Below are 20,464 nucleotides of genomic sequence, written 5' to 3' on the forward strand. Positions count from 1 at the left end.
CGGACCGGCGGGTCAGCCCGCGGACGCGTCGGGCAGCTGGGGCGGGCAGGGGCGGCCGGCCTCGGTCGTCAGCTCGAAGTGCCAGATCTCGTTGGCGTACACCTGGCAGAGGCCGTAGGCGGCGCCGTTTCGCTGCAGCCAGCGGTCGGCCTCGGGTGGTCCGGCGTCGATCGCGTCACCCGTCACGTGGGTGGACCGGTCGGGTGTGTTGACGCGCCTCCTCGCCTTCTCCAGCCCGTCGGTCGCCACGGCCTCGTCGAGCAGGTGCTGCTGGTGGCGGCGACTGCGCCAGCCTGAGTTGATCAGCACCTCGACGCCGTCGCGGCGGGCGTCGGCGGCAGCCTGCCGAATGGCGGTACGCAGCTCGGGGCGGAGGTTGTCGACGGCGGGGTGGCCGTCGGCGAACGGCGACACCGGCTCGTCCAGCGCGCCGTCGGCCGAGGTGACGCCGCTGTCAGCCGAGGCGATCTCGGCGTATGTGGGGACCGCGATCAGCAGCGCGGCGGCGATGCCGACGCCGGCCTTCAGGCCCAGCGAGCGGCGCGGGGGTGGGCACGACATGTGAACTCCTTCTGGCACCGAAGTAGGGGTCCGGTGACTTACGGAAGATCACTTCAACACGCTGCGTGTTATGGCAACGTGAACCGATCACCACACATGCTCTTAACATCGTCGATAAGCACGCACGGACAGTTCATGCCGCCTTTAAGGTGTGAATCGGTCATCAGGCATGCGGCCGTAGACCGTGTTCCAGGCCGTCGACAGGAGCGCGCCCGCCGCACTGTCCAGCAGGTCCGGGGCGCCGCAGGCCAGCGCCGCCTCGCGCAGCGCGCTGTGGGCCGACGCCCACGGCTCGGTGGCGTCCTCCTCGCCGTCGCCGTCGACGGTCCAGGCCCCCGGTCCCCCACGGGCGTGGGCACTGTCCTTCGCCAGCCGGTGCAGTAGCCCGAACCCGGACCCGATCGGCGACCCCACGCCGGACGGCCGAGGTTCGGCGAGCCAGCGCTGCCATGCGGCTCGGCAGGCGTCCTCCGCGTCGCGGTGCCTGGCCCGGGCGAGCCGGTGCGCCGTCGGCTCGTCCAGGGCCCGCGCGGCATCGAGGACCCGCGTCACCGCCGCGCCGTGTCTCCCGAACGGCAGCGCCGGGCTCAGCTCCGCGACGACGTCGACGGCCATCGCGTTGGTGTAGCCGGCGCCGGGCAGGATCCGGACGCCGACCTCGGCCAGGGTCGCCCGCTCCGCCGCCGTCGCCGGGGGCAGCGCCCGCACCGAGAACAGCCGTCCCGGCCACCGGTTCACCACGATCCGGTCCGGCGACTCGTACACCACCAGCCACGGCGGCCGCGGCGCGGGCAGCCGCACCCGGCCGCCGACCTCGGCGGCACGCTCGTGTTCGGGGGCCGCGTGGTCGACCCACAGGTATCCCGGTGCCATCGATCCCTCCCGAGCCTCTCGCTGCCCGCCGAGCCTAGACGCGACGGACGACGCGTCCGGGGCGGGCGTGTCGCGCCGGAGGACGTACCTTTGCGGCATGGGTTTGGCTGATCGGTTGAAGCAGAAGCTGCGCACGTTCATGGAGCGCCCCGGAACGACGGTCAGTCTGGACCGTTATGAGGCGATGCTGCCGAAGATCCGGGACCTGGAGGACGAGCTCACCGCGTTGACCGACGCGCAATTCACCGAGCGTGCGGTGGCGCTGCGCGACCTCGTCAGCGAGGCCGAGGACGGGCAGCCGTTCGTCACGCTGGCCGAGCCGCTGCCCATCGACGAGCATGATCTGGCCGAGATCTGCGCGCTGGGCCGCGAGGCCGGCCGCCGCGCGCTCGGCGAGCGCGCGTTCGACGTGCAGCTGCTCGGGGCGATGGCGATGCTGCAGGGCAACGTCGTGGAGATGGCCACCGGTGAGGGCAAGACGCTGGCCGCGGTCATCGCCGCCTTCGGCTACGTCGCGCGCGGCTCCCGGGTGCAGGTGCTGACCGTCAACGACTACCTCGCCGACCGGGACGCCCGCTGGATGGGTCCCGCGTACCGGCTGCTCGGTCTGACCGTCGGCGCCGTCGGCGAGGGCGCCGCCCACGACGAGCGCGCCGCCGCGTACCGCTGCGACGTCACCTACGTGTCGGTGAGCGAGGCGGGCTTCGACTTCCTGCGCGACCAGATGGTGCTGCGCGCCGAGGACGCGGTCATGCCCGGCCTCTACACGGTGATCGTCGACGAGGCGGACTCGATCCTGATCGACGAGGCCCGGGTGCCGCTGGTGGTGGCCGGCAGCCTCACCGACGCCGCATCGGACGCGAAGGCGGCGGCGACGCTGGTGGCGGCGATGCGGCCGGGCCGCGACTACGAGGTCGTCGACGACGGCCGCAACGTGCAGCTCACCGACACCGGGGTGGCGCTGGTCGAGCGCGCCTCCGGCGGCATCCACCTCTACGCCCAGGAGAACCTGCCCAAGCTCACCGCCGTCAACCAGGCCCTGCACGCGCGGGCGCTGCTGGCCGTGGACGTGGACTACATCGTCAAGGACGGCCGGATCGCGCTGGTCGACGAGTTCCGGGGCCGGGTCGCCCGACGCCGCCGCTGGCCCGACGGGCTGCAGGCGGCGGTCGAGGCCAAGGAGGGACTCACCGCGACCGACGAGGGCGAGATCCTGGCCACGATCACCGTGCAGGGCTTCATCGCGCTCTACCCCACGGTCGCCGGGATGACCGGCACCGCCTCCACCATCGGCGACGAGCTGCGCGAGTTCTACCGGCTCGAAGTCGCGGTCATCCCGCCGAACACGGCCAACATCCGGGTCGACGAACCGGACCGGGTCTACGCGACGATCGAGGAGAAGGAAGAGGCGCTGATGGCCGAGGTGGCCGCGGCGCACGAGACGGGCCGGCCGGTGCTGGTCGGCACGCTGGACGTGGCCGAGTCGGAGCGGCTCGCCACGGCCCTGCAGGCCCACGGCATCGCATGCACGGTGCTCAACGCCAAGAACGACGCGCACGAGGCCGCGGTCATCGCCGAGGCGGGCGGGCGCGGCGCGGTCACGGTGTCCACGCAGATGGCCGGCCGGGGCACCGACATCCGGCTGGGCGGCAGCGACGGGCAGGACCGGGCGGCGGTGGCCGAGCTCGGCGGCCTCTACGTCCTCGGGGCGGGCCGCCACAACAGCCGCCGGGTCGACGACCAGTTGCGCGGCCGGGCGGGACGGCAGGGCGACCCGGGCGGCTCGATGTTCTTCGTCAGCCGCGAGGACGAGCTGATCGTGCGGCACGGCGACGGGATCGGCGGCACGACCGCCGGCGACGGGCGGGTGACCGGCCCGGCCGTGCACTGGGCGGTGGGGCACGCCCAGCGCGTCGCCGAGGGGGTCGACTTCGAGATCCACCGCAACACGTGGCGCTACGGCGTGCTGGTCGAGAAGCAGCGCCAGGTGCTCGCACAGCGCCGCAAGGCACTGCTGACCACCGACGCCGCCGCGGAACTGCTGCGCGAGGGCAGCACGCGGTTCCCGGCCGACCCCGACGTGGTCGCGGCCGGGCTGTGGGAAGTCGACACCGACGACCTGGCCGACGGCGAGCTGGACATGGTCGCGGTCGCGGAGCGGTACGCCGAGGTCGTGGCCGCCATCGGCGAGCAGGCGGCCGAGGAGGTCGCGCGGCAGATCGCGCTGTACCACCTGGACCGCGGCTGGGCCGACCACCTCGGCATGCTGGCCGACGTGCGCGACGGCGTGCACCTGCGCGCGCTGGGCCGGCAGGACCCGCTGGACGAGTTCCACCGGGTGGCGGTGCCCGCGTTCAGCCGGCTGCTGACCGGCATCGACGCCGACACGGCGGAGACGTTCATGGCGGCGCGGATCGAGAGCCCCGACTGGACGCCCGCCGAGGCGGGTCTCGAACGTCCGAGCGCCACGTGGACCTACATGGTGCACGACAACCCGTTCGGCTCGGAGATCGAACGGCTGATCTCCGGCATGGCCAAGGCACTCCTGGGCCGCTGACAGGTCCGTCCCGGCCGGATCGCGCCGCCGCTCGGTGGCGACGCGATCCGGCCGGGTGACCGTCACCCGCTCACGGCGAGGTCGGCGGTCGGCTGTTGAGGATGCGCTCGAAGAGGAAGCTGTCCTGCCATTCGCCGTTGATGTAGATGTAGTCGCGGGCCGTCCCGTACTGCTCGAACCCGTTCTTCGTCAGCACCCGCTGCGAGGCGACGTTCGCCCGGCTCGTGGTGGCCTGGACCCGGTGCAGGCCCAGGTCCCGGTCGGCGATGCCGCAGAGCACGTCGACCGCGGCACTGGCGAGTCCCCGCCCGGCCTCGGCGACATCGACCCAGTAGCCCAGATTGGCGCTGCACAGCGGGCCGAACGCGATCGTGTTGAGCGAAGCGCCGCCCACCACCAGGTCGTCCCGCTGCATCGCATAGGCCAGCAGCGTGCCCTCCTCCTGCTGCCGCAACAGCGAGTCCAGCCGGGTGCGCTGGCCGTCGAGGGTCCAGAAGGACTCGGGTCGTTCCGGATCGAAGGGACGGAAGTGCTCGCGATTGCGCACGTACGCGTCCAGTAACGCGGATGCGTCGCCGCTGTCGAGTGGACGCAGTCGGACACCGCCGGGAAGCACCGCGCTGGTGATCATCCCGGCAGCGTAGAGGAGGCGGGCGCCGGCGGGCGAGCCGTCACCAGGGCCGGTGCCGGTCGCCGGCGCGAGCGGCGGATGAACCATTCGGCCACCGCCAGGTTGATGAGCCATCCCGCGGCCATCGCGACGAAGCGGCCCCGCTCGTCGGGCACGTTCCCGGACACGAGCCAGGGCAGGTGGGTGAAAGCCTGGGTGCCCGCGCCCAGCCCGATCGCGTAGGCGCGCATCATCCAGGCCCGGTGCGCGGTGAAGTCCCGCCGTCGTACACAGGCGAAGCCCCACACGATGGCCAGTGCCATCGTGCCGCCGAACACCAGCCGCAGCACCATCACCCCGAGGCCGTCGACGGGCGGCAGGTCGTAGAAGACCGCCATCCAGATCCCGGTCAGCGCGACGGCCAGCCCGCACGGGATCAGCACCCGGCCCGCAAGGCGATGCCGGCGCGGCCGCCGCCGGCGCAGCACGGCATCGAACTGAAACGCGCCCAGCAGGCAGTACACGGTGGCGCCGATGATGTGCAGCACCACCGGCAGCGGCTGCGCGAAGAACCTGGCGTTGGCGTCGTCGACCGGTGCACCGGAGGCCAGTTCGGTCACCCGGAAGGCGCCGGCCACGACCGGCACGAAACTCAATGCGATCAGTCCGTACGGGACGAGGCGAGAACGATTCATCACGTGATTGATGGTGCGACCGAGCCCGGCGGCGTTCATCGGTCTTCAGGCTCGCAGCGGCACCACCGGCTCATCCTTTGGTACTACGACCTGCCCGGCCTGTTTCGTATGCCCAGATCGCGGCCTCGACCCGGTTGCGGACCCCCAGCTTCGCCATCAGGCTGCCCACGTGGGTCTTCACCGTGCTCAGGCTGATGAACAGGTCGGCGGCGATCTCGGTGTTGGTGCGCCCCGCGGCCAGCGCGCCCAGCACCTGCTCCTCCCGCTCGGTCAGCGGCTCGACCGGCTGTCGGGGTGTCACCTGCTGATCCTGCCGGGCGAAGGCGTGCAGCAGCCGCGTCGTGACGCTGGGCGCGATCAACGCGTCCCCCTTGGCGGCGGCGTGGATCGCCTGGCTGAGCAGCGCCGGACCGGCATCCTTGAGCAGGAACCCGCGGGCGCCGGCGCGCAGCGCACCGTAGACGTACTCGTCCAGGTCGAACGTGGTGATGACGACGACGGCGAGCGGCCGGTCGACGCCCGGGCCGGCCAGCCGCCGGGTCGCGGCGATCCCGTCCAGCACCGGCATCCGCACGTCGAGCAGGCACACGTCGGGTCGCAGCCGTTCGGCCAGCCGCACCGCCTCCAGGCCGTCGGCGGCGGTGGCGACCACCTCCAGGTCGGGCTGCGCGTCGAGGATCATCGCGAGCCCGGTGCGCACGATCTCCTGGTCGTCGGCGACCAGCACTCGGATGCTCACCGGGCCGGCCCGGCAAGCGGCAGCTCCACCGCCACGCTCCAGCCGCCGGCCGGGGCGGGACCGGCCCGGAACACCCCGTCCAGTAGCCGTGCGCGCTCACCCATCCCGGTCAACCCGAACCCCCCGCCCGTGTCCTTCGCCGGCGTGCCGTCGTCGTCGACCCGCAGCCGCACCACGTCGTCACCCACACTGACCCGCACCTCCACTCGTGTCGCCTGCCGCGCGTGCCGCAGCGCGTTGGTCACCGACTCCTGTGCCATCCGGAACAGCGCGCCGACCAGCGGCGCGGGCAGCGATGCCAGGTCTCCGTCGACGTGCACGTCGACCGGCAGGCCCGGGCCCGTGGGGCGGGCCAGCCCGCGCAGGTCGGCGACGGTCGGGCTCGGGGCGTACGCGGCGGGTTCGTCCTGCCGCAGCACCCGCACCATGGCCCGCATCTCGGCCAGCGCCCGCGACGCTTCGGCCTCGATCACCCGCAGCGCCTCCGTCGCCGCCTCCGGCCTGGCCGGTGCCGCCGCCAGGCCGGCCTGGGCCCGGACGGCGATCGCCGACACGTGGTGGGCGACGGTGTCGTGCAGGTCCCGGGCCAGCCGCTCGCGTTCCATCAGGCGCACCTGCTCCAGCTCTCGCGTTCGGGCTCGCACGCGGTAGCGCCGCGCCAGGCCGGTCGCGGCGACCGCCGACACCACCGCGACGGCCCCCACCGAGTCCGCGGCGCCGGTGGTGCCGGTCAGCGCCGACAGCGCCATGCACCCGAGCATCACGGCTGCGGCGATCGTGATCTCGCGGCCCGAACCCCACCGCGTCAGCGCGTACGGCAGCAGCAGCAGGTAGACCATCGTGTAGGTGTCGGGCACCGTGTCCTGGGTGAGCAGCGGGATCAGCGCGCCGGTCCCGAAGGACAGCGCCACCATCAGCAGCGGGCGCTCGCGCCGCCACCGCAGGGTCGCCGCGAAACCGGCACTGAGCAGCAGCGAAGCCGCCGGCAGCGCGGGGCGGATCAGGCCCTCCACCACGGTCAGCGCGAGGACCGCGCCGACGAGCAGGTAGTCACGCCGGCCCCGGCGCGGGATCGGCGCCGGAGGCGGCTCACGCCAGAAGGACGGTCCACGCACGACCCGATGGTACGAGCCCGCGCGACTCGGCAGATCAACCCAAAGTACCGTCCCCGAGTCGGCCGCCGTAGCGCTCGCCGGGGCACGCTCACGCTGCTCTAGGCGACGCCTCTCGGGCAACTTGATCGCAGGTGAGCAGCACGTGAACCCGTGACGACAGCCTATAACGAATCTAAATCAATCACTAGAGATTAGTTGCACGATACTTCGCTCGCCCGGAAACTTCCTTCATCAGTGCGATGTGGACGGATCCCGTTGCCTCGCCGTGCCGCGGTCCTGCTCCACAGACCGAGGAAGGAAGGAATGAATGAGGATCATCAAGACCAGCCGCGTTCTCGGCACGGTCCTCGCCGTGCTCATGGCGACGGTCTTACCGGGCCCTGCCGCACCGGCGCAGGAACTGGCCGCGGAGACCTTCACCATCGTGATGCTGCCCGACACCCAGTACGCCTCCGAGTACTGGCCCGAGGTGTTCCGGGCGCAGATGCAGTGGGTGGACGACCAGCGGACCGCCCGGAACATCAAGTACGTGCTGCACGTCGGTGACGTCGTCGACAACTCCGACCAGCTCGCCCAGTGGAACAACAGCAAGAGCGCGATGGGCCTGCCCACCGACGACGTGCCCTACATCATCGGACCGGGCAACCACGACCTCGACTCGACCACCACCCGCGCGGCGACGAGGTACAACACCCACTACCCGCGGTCCACCTTCACCGGTCTGCCGTCGTTCGGCGGGACCTACCCCGCCAACCAGAACGACAACACCTACCACACCTTCACCGCGGGCGGCGTGGACTGGCTGGTGGTGGCGATGAAGTACGCGCCCAGCGCCGCGGAGATCACGTGGGCGAACTCGGTGGTGTCCGCGCACCCCCACCACAACGCCATCCTGGTCACCCACGCCTACCAGAACGGCGTCACCAAGGACACCAACGGCACCAACCTGTGGACCAACCTGGTCAGCAAGCAGGCCAACTTCCGGTTCACGTTCTCCGGCCACTACGTCAACGCCGGGGTGATCACCCAGCAGGGCACGAACGGCAACACCGTCCACCAGATCCAGGCCGACTACCAGAACGCCTCCCAGCGCGACCCCAACAGCTTCCTGCGCATCATGACGGTCGACCCGAACAACAAGACCCTGGACGTCAAGACCTACTCCCCCTTCCTCAACACGTACAAGACCGACGCGGCGAACCAGTTCGTGCTCAGCAACATCGACCTGATCCCGCCGGCGTGGAGCACCATCGTCGACAACACGACGGCGGACCGGTTCACCGCGAGCGCGAACTGGGGCACCTCTACCTACTCGACCCAGCGCTACGGCGCGGACTACCGCTTCGCCGACCCGCTGTCCGTCAGCGATCCGGCCTGGTACAAGGTGAACATCCCGGCGACGGGCACCTATCAGGTCGCCGTGTGGTACTCGGCCAACGCCGGATACAACGACGCGACGCCTTACATCGTCGTGACGCCGAGCGGCAACCAGGTGGTGAACGTCAATCAGCGGGCCAACGGCGGCAAGTGGGTCTCCCTCGGCAACTTCACGCTGGCCGCCGGTGACGACAACAAGGTGGGCGTCAGTCGCTGGACCGCCGGCACCGGATACGTCATCGCCGACGCCGTGAAGGTCACCCGTATCAGCTGACCCGGCACCATCCGTACGTGCAAGTGCACCGCCCGGGTGTGGGGGTGCGGCGGGACCGACGCGCCTCCACACCTGGCCGCAGCATCCGCCGGAACGCGCGACGGCAGATCCGCCCGCCGCCGACCGCGTGAGCCAACAACCGCCACGGAGTGTGTCCCGTGATCCTCACGATCCTGCTCGGTGCGGCCATCGCCGCCCACCCGCTGACCCCGTTCTCGGTCGACCAGCTGGTCGAGGTGACGCTGCACCCCGACCGCGTCGACGTGGTCGCCGTGCTCGACGTCGGCGAGGTGGCCGCCAAGCAGCTCACGCCCGACTGCGCCGCCTTCGCCGGCAAGCTGGACGCCCGCATCGGGCAGACACCGCTGCAGTGGACCGTCCAGTCACAGGAGTTGAAACGGCAGGGCAACCCGGGCCTGGAGACCAGCCGGCTCACCTGCAGGCTGTCCGCCCCGGCCGAGCCGGACGCGGCGGCGACCGTCTCGGTGGCGAACGGATACCTGACGGATCGGGTCGGCGCCAACCAGATCGTGCTGGCCGGCGTCGGCGTCCCGCCCCCGGCGGACCTGCCGCCGTACGAGCGGTCGGCGCAGCTGACCCTCCACTCCGGAGCCGACGCCGCCGCCGACCCCACCCCTGCCCCGCCGCAACGAAGCTGGCTGGAGCGCGGTGAGGCTTGGCTCACCGGCGCCATCGGAGATCCGTCACCGCGGGTCCTGCTGCTCGCCGTGCTGTTCGCGGCCTTGCTGGGCGCGGCGCACGCGGCACTGCCGGGCCATGGCAAGACCGTGATGGCCCTGTACCTGGCCGGACGGCAGGGGCGGCGGCGCGACGCGGTCATCGTCGGCGGCACCGTCACGCTCACCCACACCGCCGGCGTGCTGATCCTCGGCCTCGCCACCACCGCGTTCGCGGGCCTGGCCGCCGAATCCGTGCTCAGATGGCTCGGCGTGGCCAGCGGCGTCCTGATCACCGTCGTGGGAGTCGGCATCCTCGTCAGCGGCCTGCGCCACCGGCACGCCCACCACCACGCCCACGCCCACGGCACGCCGCACGACCACCACCATCACCACCACCATCACGACGGCCGCCGGGGCAGCCTGGCCGCCCTCGGCGTCGCCGGTGGCCTGGTGCCCAGCCCCACGGCACTGGTCGTGCTGCTCGGCGCGGCAGCGCTGGGCCGCCTCTGGTTCGGCATCGTCCTGATCATCGTGTACGGCCTGGGCATGGCGGCCATGCTCACCGCCGCCGGACTGCTGCTGCTGCGGGCACGCGACCGCTGGGCGTGGCTCGGCCGGCTCACCGTGCCGGCGGAGGCGACCGCGTCGGTCATCATCGTGGTCGGCTTCGGCCTGGCCGCCCGCGCCGCGTTCGCCAGCTGACCCGAGCCGTCCCCACCATGTCCCGCCCGGTCAGCGGAGCGGGCAGAAGGGAAGTTCCGTGCGACCTGACCTACGCCGTCTTCTCGGCACTGTTCTTGCCGGTCTCACGCTTGCGGGAGCGGCCGCGTGCGGCGAGGGCACGCCGGCCGCCTCCCCCGGCCTGACCATGCCTGCCGGACCGGCCACCACCGCCGGCCCCACCGCGACCACCGGGGCGGGCGTGCTCTCCGCCTCAGCCGTGCCCGCGGGCACGCCCGGTCAGCAGACCGTCCCCGCGTGCGATGCGGTGGCGGGTGCTCGCAGGAGCGCCATGGACGCGCTCGCGCCCGTGGCGACGGCACTCGGCCGCAGCGGGCTGTCACGGGAGGACCTGGCCAAGGCCACCAACGACCTGAACACGGCCTTCACCGCCATGCACACGGGCGTGGCCGCCGCCGCCGAACTCACCGCCGACCCGCGGCTCAAGGCGAAGCTCTCCGCGTACCAGTTGGCGGTCGAGCAGGCGATCGTCGCGGTCGAAGGGTCCGACGGCGAGCAGGCGAAGCTCAAGGCCGTGATCGACTCGCCCGCGATGCGGTCCGCCGGGAATGCCGTCACGGCCGCCTGTGCCTGACGGTTCGCGACCTGTCGACGGCGAACCGGCCCACCGGCACGCCGCGTGCGGCGATGATGGTGCTCAAGGAGGTTTCCGTGTCGATCGGCCAGGGGATGCTGCGGGTGACGCTGGCGCACCCGTCGTTGACCCGGCTGTACCGGACGAGCACGCCCCAGCTGACCGTCGACGGGGTGGACCAGCTGGTCCGGACCTGGGGCACGCACTCCGTGGCCGTCGCCGCCGGGCCGCACCGGGTCGCGGTGCGGGTCGTCCCGAACAGAGGCGAGCCCTTCGGCCAAGCCGAGGCGAGCGCCGTCGTCGAGCTGGGCGCGCAGACGGTCGTGGAGTACCGCGCACCGCGCTTCCACCGCCGCGGAAAGCTCACCATCGCCAGAACGTTGTAGCTCAGGTCTGCGAGAGGCGGACGAACTCGTCCATCACGTGGGGCCTGGCCACGTCGATCCGGGTGCGGGCACCGGTGGTCAGCCCGCCGGTGTCACACGTGGAAACCAGGGCCACGGGCGGCCGGTCCGCGTATCGCAGCAGGTAGGTGAAGTCGTACTCGTAGCCGATCGCCGGGCACACGGTCACCCGGGAGGATGCCGAATCCGGCCACAGTCCACTGTGGCGTCGCTGCCAGTCGCGCCAGGCGGCGTTGCGGTCGGGCAGCCGGTTCAGGATCGCCGCGAATTCGGCCGCTCCGGCAGTGAGCACCCGCTTCAGCGGGACGCTCGGCACTGCGCTCGGCGGGAGGAGCTCCGTCGGCAGGGAGCAGAGCACCACCTCCACCGGATCCGGCGGCACCAGCTCACCCGGCGCGTCCACGAAACGCGGGCGCTCCGGAATCATCGGGCAGCCGTTCGCGTCCAACGCGATGGTGTACGGCTCACCGGTCACGGTCTCGTAAGGCGGAGCGATCCGCCGCCGGTACGCGACCACCAACCCCGCCGCGACAAGGGCCACCGCCACCAGGCCGACCCACCAGCGCCTTCTCATCCACCCTCCCCAGCCGTGCGGCGCGACCATACCTGACGGGACAGCTCGCCGCGGCCCCTCGAAGAGCACGGCCGCGTCGGGGCTAAGGTCGAGCCTCCGGGCCCGGCCGCGGATGGATCACCGAATACGGCATCGGCTGCGACGGCATGGTGATCACGTTCCAGTGCTCGGCGATCATGGCGTGTTCGAGGCGGTACAGGTCGTAGAAGGCGGTCGGTGTGTCGTTGACGGAGCCGGTGCAGGCGGTCAGTGCGAACTCTCCGTCGGCGACGGTCACCGTATGGCGCGTGTAGCGGACGTCCGCCTCGGTCAGGGCCGCCCACATGGGACCTATGCCGTTGCCGAGGGCCGGGTCGTGCTGGACGAGGTCGGTGACGACGAACCGGCACAGCAGGTCGTGGTCGCGGGCGAGCAGGACGCGGTCGACGTAGTAGTCGACGACCTTGCGGGTCGTCGCGACCTGACCCGGATACAGCACCTGCGCCGGTCCGTCGAACTGGCTGTGGCCGTTGGCGCTGTGGGCCGCGAGGGGCTGTGCCGCGCGCCAGTGCTCGGCCGGGGAGCCGTCCTGCATACGGAAGATGTCGAAGCCCACGAAGCCGTCCGGCCCGAGCGAGGGATAGACGGTGTGCGCGGCCACCATGTCAGCACCGGCCAGCACCCGCACGATGTCACCCTGGACGTGGCTGCCGTCGGCGCCGACGCTCCCGTCCGGGCTCGCGCCGGACCGGACCGCTTCGGTGTCCTTACCGTTCATGAACCCCTCCTGGCGCAGACGGCAGAGCACGCCCAGCCAGACGTATGGGCGCCCTCACGTTCCCCGGCGAAGCCTTCCTCAAACGTGAACGTCGGCGGCGGTGGTGACGACGCCGAGGCCCGGCGCCGTCCGCGTCGCGGTCCGCCCACATTCACCTGGCCATCGTCGGTGGGTAGCCGAAGCGTTGCGATCAGCAACGCCGCGCGGCGCGGCATTTGGGTTGATATTCCAACCTTTCGTCCACAATTCGCCGCTTTTCGGACCAGCTCGTGCCGACCCTGCCCAGCACATCCAGGCGGGGAAGGTGCGGCGATCCACCGGCTCCGATACCCGCCCGTCCCGGCAGGTGTACGCGCGAGGATGGAGCCATGGCGTTCGAGGGCACCCGCGTCCTGCTGGTCGGTGGCACTTCGGGCCTGGGCCTGGCGGTCGCGCGGGCCGTCGCCGAGCGGGGCGCCACCCCGATCGTCGCGTCCCGGACCCGGGCGAGCGTCGACCGGGCACTCGCCCTGCTGCCCGCGAGCGCCGAGGGCGGCACCGTCGACCTCGCCGACCCCGACTCGATCGACCAGCTCGTCGAGCGGGCCGGCACGATCGACCACCTGGTCTACACGGCAGGCGAGCCGCTGCGGCTCACCATGCTGGCCGACCTGACCCCGGAGATCGCCCACGACTTCTGGCGGACCCGCTACTTCGGCGCCCTCGCCGTCCTCCGCGCGGTGACCGCCGCCCACGCCCTGCGGCCGTCCGGCTCGGTCGTGCTGACCGGAGGCAACGCCGGTCAGCGTCCGGGGCCGGGCTGGTCACTCGGGGCGAGCATCTGCGGCGCCATGGAGGCACTGACCCGCGAGCTGGCCCTGGAACTCGCCCCGATCCGGGTCAACCTGGTCGCGCCCGGAGTCACCCGCAGCCCGTTGTGGACGAGCATGTCGGCCGAGGAGCAGCAGGCCATGTACGACGGCATCGCCGCGACGCTGCCCGTGGGCCGGGTCGGCGAGCCGTCCGAGGTGGCCCTGGCCTACCTTTACGCGATGGAGCAGCCGATGGCGACCGGCACGTCGATCCTCGTCGACGGCGGCGCGGTTCTCGTCTAGGGCCTGACCGGCCCGAACGTCGCCGGACCCGGCACAGGTTCAGAGGTCCAGGACGCCGACGGTCTGGCCACCGCTCTGCTCGCCGGTCGGCCGGAAGCCCAGCTTCAGGTAGAACTCCTCGGGACCTCCGGCGCGGGGCGCCCAGCTGACGTAGGTGCGGGTGCCGCCACGGGCGCGAATCTCGCCGGACACGGCTTCGACAGCGAAACGGCCGTAGCCGTTGCCCTGGGCGTCGGCCGCGATGTTCAGCCGCCAGAGGCCCGAGCGCAGGTCGTCGGGATTGCCGGCCCAGGCGTAGTCGAGGAAGGCCATCACGAAGCCGACCAAGCGGTCGCCGTCGTAGATCAGCCTCGGCCAGGCCATGCCGGCGAAGACATAGGCCTCGGCCAGCGACTTGACCACCGGCGCGACCAGATCCTGCTGATCGGGGCGAACGGCCAGCTCAAGGGCCGCCGCATAGTTGTCCGGGGTGATCTGTTCCAGTCGCATGCGGCGGACGATAGCGGCCGCATGCGGGCCCGGCGACCTGATTTCCGGCGTCAGACTTCGGTGAGGGCTTTCAGCGCGCCCGGTGACAACGGCTGGTCGCTGTAGAGCAGCCGGATCGCCGCCGCGTCGGGATTGCCCGCGTCCGGTCCTCGCCAGACACGGCTCAGGCCGGTCCGCTCGACCGCTCGCAGCGACTGATCGTTGCCTTCGAGCAGGTACGCGGTGATGGGAAGCTCGGCGCGTCGCCGGTGTGCGGCAGAGATCGCCGCCGCGCTGACCTCCTGCGCGTAGCCGCGACCCCAGTATGCCGGGCGCAGGCGGAAGCCGAGATTCCAGGCGACGCCGCAGCGTACGAAGCAGCCGCCGATCCCCACGAACTCGTCACCGGCCCAGGCGGTCCACATGCCCAGACCATCGCGCTCCCATGCCGCCCGCCAGTTCCCGATCATCCGTTCGGTCTGGCCCGGGTCGTCGTGGCGGCTCAGCGGGTCCGGACCCCAGACTCGCGGATCCGCGTAGAGGTCGAACAACCGCTCCAGATCGGCGGGCACAGGCACCCGCAGCGCCAGTCGGCTCGTACTCGTCATGTGCGCCTCGGCATCAACCACGAGACGATGATGAACGATGCCGTCCGCGCGAGCACGTCGTTTCCGTCGAAGCCGCCGTGTACGCCTCGTCGGCACGACGGGTCAGTCCGGACGGCCCGGGGCCGGTGGGACGGCCGACCTGTCGGCCAGGACGGCGCCGAACGCGGTGCGCCAGTAGAGCACCTCACGTCCGGACCGCTGCTTGGTCACCGCCCCAGCGTCGAGCAGCACCCGGAGGTGGTCGCTGACCGACCCGAGGGACAGCCCGGTGAGCGCGGCAAGGTGCGAGGTGCTCACCGGTGTGCCCAGCCGCCGGAGGATGGCCGCCCGGTTCGGGCCGATGAGCCGATCCAGCCCGTCCGGCGCGGGCGGGACGGTGTCGGCGAGAACGCCACGGACCGGGTAGACCATGCCGAAGCGCGTGGGCTGGTCCCACAGCACCCAGCCGTGGCCGCAGTGCGCCGGGACGAAGCTCAACTGCTCGGCCTGGTCGAGCGGGAGCGGCGGGTCGGGCAGGTCGTTGACGCGCAGCCGGCCGTCGCCGAGCCACTGCATGGTGTCCGCCAGGTCGGGGAAGACGCCTGCCCAGCCCTCGGTGCTGAGCCGGGCGGTACGTGCCACGACATCGGCCCGCAGCCGCTGCTCGCGCACCGCCCACTCCGGACGGACGGTGTGCGTCCAGACCCAGTCCAGCACGAACGCCGCCTCCCGCGTCAGCCCGTCGACCGACAGCACGCCGTCGAGCGGCCCCGGCCGGGTCGCCCGCAGGTCGGCACGAATCTGCTCGTCAGGGCGTGCCATGACGGCCGCGAGTTCCTCGGCGAACGTCGGGGTCGCCGACGCGGGCGCCAGGGTGAGGAAGTCGGCCATGTACCGGCGCCCGAACGCCGCCACCACCAGCGCCCGCACCACCGGCCGCCGGGCCAGCATCTGCTCGTAGGCGGCTGCGTACGGCCGCCGCCAGGCGTGCTGCCACGGACGGCGCGGCCGGTGCAGCGACAGCAGCGCCGCGACGGTGTCGGTCATCGGCGAGATGGTGAAGCGGCTGCGTGCGAGCAGATCCACCGGTACTTGCCAGACACCCACGTTTCGCCTCCAGCCGTAACTCTAACGGACCCGTTCCGGGGCACCCGAGCATCAGGAAGGTGAGAACATATTCGGAGCTGTTCGCCATCCGCGAGTTCCGCAGCCTCTTCCTGGCCAACTGCGCCGGCATCGCCGCGCACACCAGCTCCGCGCTGGCCCTCGGCTCGCTGACCTACGCCGTGACCGGTTCGGCGGCGCTGACCGCGCTGAGCATGTTCGGGGCGCCGCTGGCCGGCGTGCTCGGCAGCCTGACCCTGCTCTCGGCGGCGGACAGCCTGCCGCCGCGCCGGGCGTTGACCCTCGCCGCGCTGGTCGCGCTCGCCGGCACCGCGGTCCAGGCCGTCCCGGAACTGCCGATCGGGCTGCGGCTCGCCGTCATCCTGCTCGTCGCGTACCTCGGGTCGATCACCGGTGGCGCGCGCTGGTCGCTGCTCAACGACATCATGCCGCCCGGCGGGTACGTGCTGGCCCGCTCGACGATGAACGCCAGCGTCGGCGTGATGCAGATCGCCGGCTTCGGGGCGGGCGGGCTGCTGCTGGTCTGGCTCACCCCGTACCAGGTGTTCCTGATAGCGACCGCGCTGCGGGCGCTGGCGGCGGCGATGACGTGGTTCGGCCTGCGGGAACGGCCGGCCAGGGCCGGCGAGCGGGCCTCGCTCGGCCGGACCATGCGGATCAACCGGGAACTGTGGGCCGACCGGGGACGCCGGGCGCTCTACCTCAACCTGTGGCTGCCCGGCGGCCTGGTCGTCGGCTGCGAGGCCCTGTTCCTGCCGTACGCCGGTGACCGGGCCGGTTTCCTGTTCGCCGCCGGTGCGCTCGGCATGCTCACCGGCGACATCGTGGTGGGCCGGTTCCTGTCCCCGGCCGCCCGCCGCCGCTGTGTCCAGCCGCTGCGGTTCCTGCTTCCCCTGCCCTACCTCGCGTTCCTGCTGCACCCGGACCTGCCGCCGGCGATGCTGCTCGCGCTGGTCGCCTCGGTCGGCTTCGCGGCCTCGCTGCCGATGCAGGAGTGGCTGATCGACCGCTCCCCGCCGGAGGCCCGCGGACAGACGCTCGGCCTGCAGCAGAACGGGATGATGACCGGGCAGGCGGTCTTCGCGGCCATGGCGGGAGCGCTCGCCGACGTGATGCCGACGCACCGGGCGGTGGCACTGCTGGCCGGCCTGTCGCTGGCCGTGACGCTGCTGCTCACGCGGAGCCTGCGGCACGCCCGGCCGGTCACGGTGCCGGCGGTCGCGGCCGGGCAGGCGGCGCCGGTCGGCACGTGACCTGCCGCCGGCACCCTCGCCGGGGGGCGTGCTGTGCCGGACGGATGCCCCCGTCCGGCACAGCATGCGGGGTCGCGCCGCGGGTCAGGGGTGACCGGCGAGGTTGAACCGCTGGTTGGTCCCGCTGCCGCAGGTGTACTGGATCAGGGTGGCGCCGTCGGCGGTGGACGCGCTCGTCACGTCGACGCACTTGCCGCTGCTGACGGAGACGAGCCGGTAGACCTTGGCGGAGACCAGGCTCAGCTGGAACGTCTGGTTGGCGGCTCCGTTGCAGGTCCACTGGATGATCTTCGCGTTGTTGGCGGTGGAGCCGCCGTCCACGTCGACGCACAGGCCGCTGCCCGCGTTGATGATCGTGTAGGTGTCCACGCCCACGGGCTCGAACCGCCACGACTGCGGCGACGCGCCGGTGCAGGTGTTCTGCCGCAGCTGGTTGGCGGCGGTCGTGTCGACCGCGTCGACACACTTGCCGCTGTGCTGCGCCACCGCGGTGGAGGTGAAGGCCGGTCCGGTCGACAGCGACTCGGTCCGCACCACGGTGCCGTGCCGGCAGCCGGCGCACGCGACCGCGCTCAGACCGGTCCAGCTGTTGAGGTTCGAGCTGGTCGCGGTCCAGATCCCGCCGTTGGTGTACTTGTCGACGTAGATGCGCCAGGTGCCGTCGGTCATCTGCGCCAGGGACGGCCCCTCGTATCCCGAAGTCCACAGCGTGCCCTGGTTGGTCCAGCCGCTGGTGACGCTGGTCGTGCTGGTCCAGTGCTCGATGAACTTGGACGTCTCGTTCTTGACGAACGCGTGGTAGGTGCTGCCGGACTTCGCCACGAACGTGTCGATGTGGTTGAAGCCCAGCCCGTCCATCTGCACCGGCCCGCCCCACGAGGTGAGGGCGGCGTTCTGCGCCGTGTAGACGTAGGGCCGGAAGCACGCGGAGCAGGTCGTCTGCGCCACGCTCGCGATGATGCGGACGGTGCTGCCCTCCACGTAGAACTCGGGTGCCCAGACGAACTTCGTGCTGGTGATGCCCGAGTTGACGGTGGCCACGTGCGTCCATGTCAGCAGATCGGTGCTGGAGGCGATGTTGAACGACGTCGAGTTCGTGGTCCAGGACTGGACGGTGTAGGCCACGTAGTACTTGCCGTTGTAGTTGATGATGCTCGGGTCGCGCAGCACACCGGACGGGCCGCGGTAGTTCGTGTCGGCCAGGACGCCGAAGCTGGTGCCGTTCGTCGACGAGTACAGCCACAGCTCCTCGTCGGCGACGGCGTCGCCCTTGAACGTGGCGTACACGAACGACGTCGCGGCGGACGCCGGGGCCGCTGTCACGACGGTGCCGGCGACGATGCCGAGCAGCGCTGCGGCCAGCACCCGCGCAAGCCGGTGCGGTGCGGTGATTCTCACGTGTACTCCGATCTCGTCAGGTCAGCCCGCGGCTCGGCTGACCTGCGGTCCTAAATGTTTACGTAAACATTGGTGCTCGACGTGCGGCCCGACGGAAGAAACATGGGTTTCGAGGATGTTACGGCGAGTCGAGTGTGACCGATAACATCCAAGACCGTCAAGGACTCGCACCATGCGCACGGTGTCGCGACATTCCCAGTTCGCATCGTCCATATTCGACCTGCCGGTCGCACCTTGCCGCGAGGGAGCGCTCACAGGTCGCGATCGTTCGACGAACCCTTGACGCGACTGGACCCCGATGGCATCATCTGTCCACGCCAATGTTTGCGTAAACATTGCCGACATGTGACGGCCGGGCACGTCGCTCCCCCACGCATCGCTGTTCCGCGCCCGTCGACGACTTTCCCATCACCCGGACGGCACGCCGGCGGAAGGAAGGCACACCCGAATCCGCCTGCTGAAACGATTCACCACACGTGATTCGGGCAGGCCACAGCTCTCCCCCACATGGAAGGGTGAAGCAGAGTGCACCCCTCGATCCGTCCCCGAAGCCGACGGCGCGCCATTGTCCGGGCCGTCACCATCCTGCTGGCGCCCGCGCTGGCCGGGCTCGTCGCCCTCGCCGGCCCGGCCGACGCCGCGCCGGTGACCATCACCAACGGCGTCCAGTTCACCGCCACCAACGGCAACATCGTGCACGCCCACGGCGGCGGCATCCTCAAGGACGGCGGCTACTACTACTGGTTCGGCGAGAACCGGACCGCCGACAACCACTTCTACGCCGTCTCCGTGTACCGCTCGACGGACCTGAAGAACTGGGAGTTCCGCAACAACGTGCTGACCCAGTCCTCGGCGTCCGAGCTCGCCTCGGCCAACATCGAGCGGCCGAAGGTCATGTACAACGCCGCCACCGGCAAGTACGTGATGTGGATGCACAAGGAGAACGGCGCCGACTACGGCGAGGCCCGCGCGGCGGTCGCGGTCTCCAGCACCGTCGACGGCAACTACACCTACCAGGGCAGTTTCCGCCCACAGGGCACGTACATGTCGCGCGACATCACGATCTACAACGACAACGGCGTCGGCTACATGATCTCCGCCGCCGACGAGAACTACGACCTCATGATCTACCGCCTCACCCCGGACTTCCTGGGCATCGCGTCGGTGGTCGGCAACTTCTGGAACGACGCCCACCGCGAGGCGCCGGCGCTGTTCAAGCGCGGCAGCACCTACTTCATGCTGACCTCGGCCGCGACGGGCTGGAGCCCCAACCAGGCGAAGTACGCCACCGCGTCGAGCATCTCCGGCCCGTGGTCGGGCTGGACCAACGTCGGCAACTCCACCACCTACAGCTCCCAGCCGACATTCGTGCTGCCGATCACGGGCACCGCGGGCACCAGCTATCTCTATCTGGGCGACCGGTGGGCCGGCGCGTGGGGCGGGCCGGTCAACGACTCGCAGTACGTCTGGCTGCCGCTCACGTTCCCCAGCAGCACCACCATGAGCATGAACTGGCATCCGCAGATCACCGTCGACGCCGCCGCGGGCACCGTCACCGGGCTCTCGCCCACCTACTACCGCGTGACCAACCGCAACAGCGGCAAGGTCATGGACGTCGTCAGCAACTCGACCGCGAACAACGCCGAGGTGAAGCAGTACACCTGGAACGGCGGCGGCAACCAGCGGTGGCAGTTCGAGGACGCCGGCGGCGGCTACTTCCGGATCGTCAACCAGAACAGCGGCAAGTGCCTCGACGTGGCGGGCGCCTCGTCCGCCGACGGCGCGAACGTCATCCAGTACACCTGCGGCGCCGGCACCAACCAGCAGTGGCAGTGGGCCGCGCTCGGCAGCTACTTCCAGATCAAGGCGCGGCACAGCGGCAAGTGCCTCGACGTCGTGAACTCCGGAACCGGCGACGGCGCCGACATCCAGCAGTACACCTGCGGCAGCGGTAACAACCAGCAGTGGTCGCGGACCACGGCCTGACCCGTGCCGTCGGCACACCATG

At 71.2% G+C, this 20,464-nt stretch carries 20 protein-coding genes; 8 read left to right on the forward strand and 12 right to left on the reverse strand.

Annotated features, from left to right (window positions below; all coding sequences use genetic code 11):
- Positions 1-12: 12 nt before the first annotated feature.
- On the reverse strand, positions 13-561 hold the full coding sequence (locus tag HAV39_RS06665) for a M15 family metallopeptidase (protein WP_191838289.1): 549 nt from the start codon (positions 559-561) through the stop codon (positions 13-15).
- Between the two features lie 144 nt (positions 562-705).
- Positions 706-1,434, reverse strand: a complete 729-nt coding sequence (locus tag HAV39_RS06670) for a hypothetical protein (protein WP_191838290.1) — start codon at positions 1,432-1,434, stop codon at positions 706-708.
- A gap of 97 nt (positions 1,435-1,531) precedes the next feature.
- Between HAV39_RS06670 and secA2 the strand changes: the two genes are divergently transcribed.
- Complete coding sequence (secA2, locus tag HAV39_RS06675) at positions 1,532-3,991, forward strand: accessory Sec system translocase SecA2 (protein ID WP_191838291.1); 2,460 nt, start codon at positions 1,532-1,534, stop codon at positions 3,989-3,991.
- A 70-nt stretch (positions 3,992-4,061) separates the two neighbouring features.
- On the opposite strand, the gene HAV39_RS06680 is transcribed toward secA2, so the two are convergent.
- The 4 genes from HAV39_RS06680 to HAV39_RS06695 form a co-directional block, all read right to left on the reverse strand.
- Positions 4,062-4,622 (reverse strand): GNAT family N-acetyltransferase, encoded by a 561-nt coding sequence (locus HAV39_RS06680; protein ID WP_191838292.1) that lies wholly within the window; start codon positions 4,620-4,622, stop codon positions 4,062-4,064.
- A complete protein-coding gene (locus HAV39_RS06685; protein ID WP_203736533.1) occupies positions 4,619-5,296 on the reverse strand; it encodes a DUF2306 domain-containing protein in 678 nt (225 codons plus the stop codon). Before HAV39_RS06685 ends, HAV39_RS06680 begins: the two co-directional genes overlap by 4 nt.
- Before the next feature lie 70 nt (positions 5,297-5,366).
- A complete protein-coding gene (locus HAV39_RS06690; protein ID WP_191838294.1) occupies positions 5,367-6,035 on the reverse strand; it encodes a response regulator in 669 nt (222 codons plus the stop codon).
- Entirely contained in the window at positions 6,032-7,150 is a 1,119-nt protein-coding gene (locus tag HAV39_RS06695; RefSeq protein WP_239120824.1) for a sensor histidine kinase, read from the reverse strand. The genes HAV39_RS06690 and HAV39_RS06695 overlap by 4 nt, the downstream gene beginning before the upstream one ends.
- A gap of 307 nt (positions 7,151-7,457) precedes the next feature.
- On the opposite strand from HAV39_RS06695, the gene HAV39_RS06700 reads away from it, so the two are divergent.
- The 4 genes from HAV39_RS06700 to HAV39_RS06715 all read left to right on the forward strand — a co-directional run bounded on the left by HAV39_RS06700 (position 7,458) and on the right by HAV39_RS06715 (position 11,182).
- On the forward strand, positions 7,458-8,801 hold the full coding sequence (locus HAV39_RS06700) for a golvesin C-terminal-like domain-containing protein (RefSeq protein WP_191838295.1): 1,344 nt from the start codon (positions 7,458-7,460) through the stop codon (positions 8,799-8,801).
- 158 nt (positions 8,802-8,959) lie between these two features.
- The gene (locus tag HAV39_RS06705) at positions 8,960-10,183 is read left to right on the forward strand and encodes an urease accessory protein UreH domain-containing protein (protein ID WP_191838296.1); all 1,224 of its coding nucleotides are present in this window, start codon (positions 8,960-8,962) and stop codon (positions 10,181-10,183) included.
- A 58-nt stretch (positions 10,184-10,241) separates the two neighbouring features.
- The gene (locus tag HAV39_RS06710) at positions 10,242-10,796 is read left to right on the forward strand and encodes a hypothetical protein (RefSeq protein ID WP_191838297.1); all 555 of its coding nucleotides are present in this window, start codon (positions 10,242-10,244) and stop codon (positions 10,794-10,796) included.
- A 77-nt stretch (positions 10,797-10,873) separates the two neighbouring features.
- Entirely contained in the window at positions 10,874-11,182 is a 309-nt protein-coding gene (locus tag HAV39_RS06715; RefSeq protein ID WP_191838298.1) for a hypothetical protein, read from the forward strand.
- 1 nt (position 11,183) lies between these two features.
- Here HAV39_RS06715 and HAV39_RS06720 read toward each other — a convergent pair whose 3' ends face one another.
- The gene (locus HAV39_RS06720) at positions 11,184-11,774 is read right to left on the reverse strand and encodes a hypothetical protein (RefSeq protein ID WP_191838299.1); all 591 of its coding nucleotides are present in this window, start codon (positions 11,772-11,774) and stop codon (positions 11,184-11,186) included.
- Positions 11,775-11,856: 82 nt separating this feature from the next.
- Positions 11,857-12,531: a hypothetical protein gene (locus tag HAV39_RS06725; protein WP_191838300.1), complete on the reverse strand. Its 675-nt coding sequence runs from the start codon at positions 12,529-12,531 to the stop codon at positions 11,857-11,859.
- Between the two features lie 368 nt (positions 12,532-12,899).
- On the opposite strand from HAV39_RS06725, the gene HAV39_RS06730 reads away from it, so the two are divergent.
- Positions 12,900-13,625, forward strand: coding sequence for an SDR family oxidoreductase (locus HAV39_RS06730; RefSeq protein ID WP_191838301.1), 726 nt, complete (start codon positions 12,900-12,902; stop codon positions 13,623-13,625).
- Between the two features lie 39 nt (positions 13,626-13,664).
- On the opposite strand, the gene HAV39_RS06735 is transcribed toward HAV39_RS06730, so the two are convergent.
- From HAV39_RS06735 to HAV39_RS06745, 3 genes are all read right to left on the reverse strand, one after another.
- Complete coding sequence (locus HAV39_RS06735) at positions 13,665-14,114, reverse strand: GNAT family N-acetyltransferase (RefSeq protein WP_191838302.1); 450 nt, start codon at positions 14,112-14,114, stop codon at positions 13,665-13,667.
- A 50-nt stretch (positions 14,115-14,164) separates the two neighbouring features.
- Positions 14,165-14,722: a GNAT family N-acetyltransferase gene (locus tag HAV39_RS06740; protein WP_191838303.1), complete on the reverse strand. Its 558-nt coding sequence runs from the start codon at positions 14,720-14,722 to the stop codon at positions 14,165-14,167.
- Between the two features lie 81 nt (positions 14,723-14,803).
- Entirely contained in the window at positions 14,804-15,727 is a 924-nt protein-coding gene (locus HAV39_RS06745; protein ID WP_239120825.1) for an ArsR/SmtB family transcription factor, read from the reverse strand.
- Positions 15,728-15,846: 119 nt separating this feature from the next.
- Here HAV39_RS06745 and HAV39_RS06750 point away from each other — a divergent pair, with 119 nt between their 5' ends.
- On the forward strand, positions 15,847-17,058 hold the full coding sequence (locus tag HAV39_RS06750; protein ID WP_191838305.1) for an MFS transporter: 1,212 nt from the start codon (positions 15,847-15,849) through the stop codon (positions 17,056-17,058).
- A gap of 84 nt (positions 17,059-17,142) precedes the next feature.
- Here the strand turns inward: HAV39_RS06750 and HAV39_RS06755 are convergent, their stop codons facing one another.
- A complete protein-coding gene (locus HAV39_RS06755) occupies positions 17,143-18,456 on the reverse strand; it encodes an RICIN domain-containing protein (protein WP_191838306.1) in 1,314 nt (437 codons plus the stop codon).
- A gap of 582 nt (positions 18,457-19,038) precedes the next feature.
- On the opposite strand from HAV39_RS06755, the gene HAV39_RS06760 reads away from it, so the two are divergent.
- A complete protein-coding gene (locus HAV39_RS06760) occupies positions 19,039-20,442 on the forward strand; it encodes an RICIN domain-containing protein (RefSeq protein ID WP_239120831.1) in 1,404 nt (467 codons plus the stop codon).
- Positions 20,443-20,464: the final 22 nt, after the last annotated feature.

The sequence above is a fragment of the Catellatospora chokoriensis genome (assembly GCF_011297315.1).
Lineage (GTDB): Bacteria > Actinomycetota > Actinomycetes > Mycobacteriales > Micromonosporaceae > Catellatospora > Catellatospora citrea.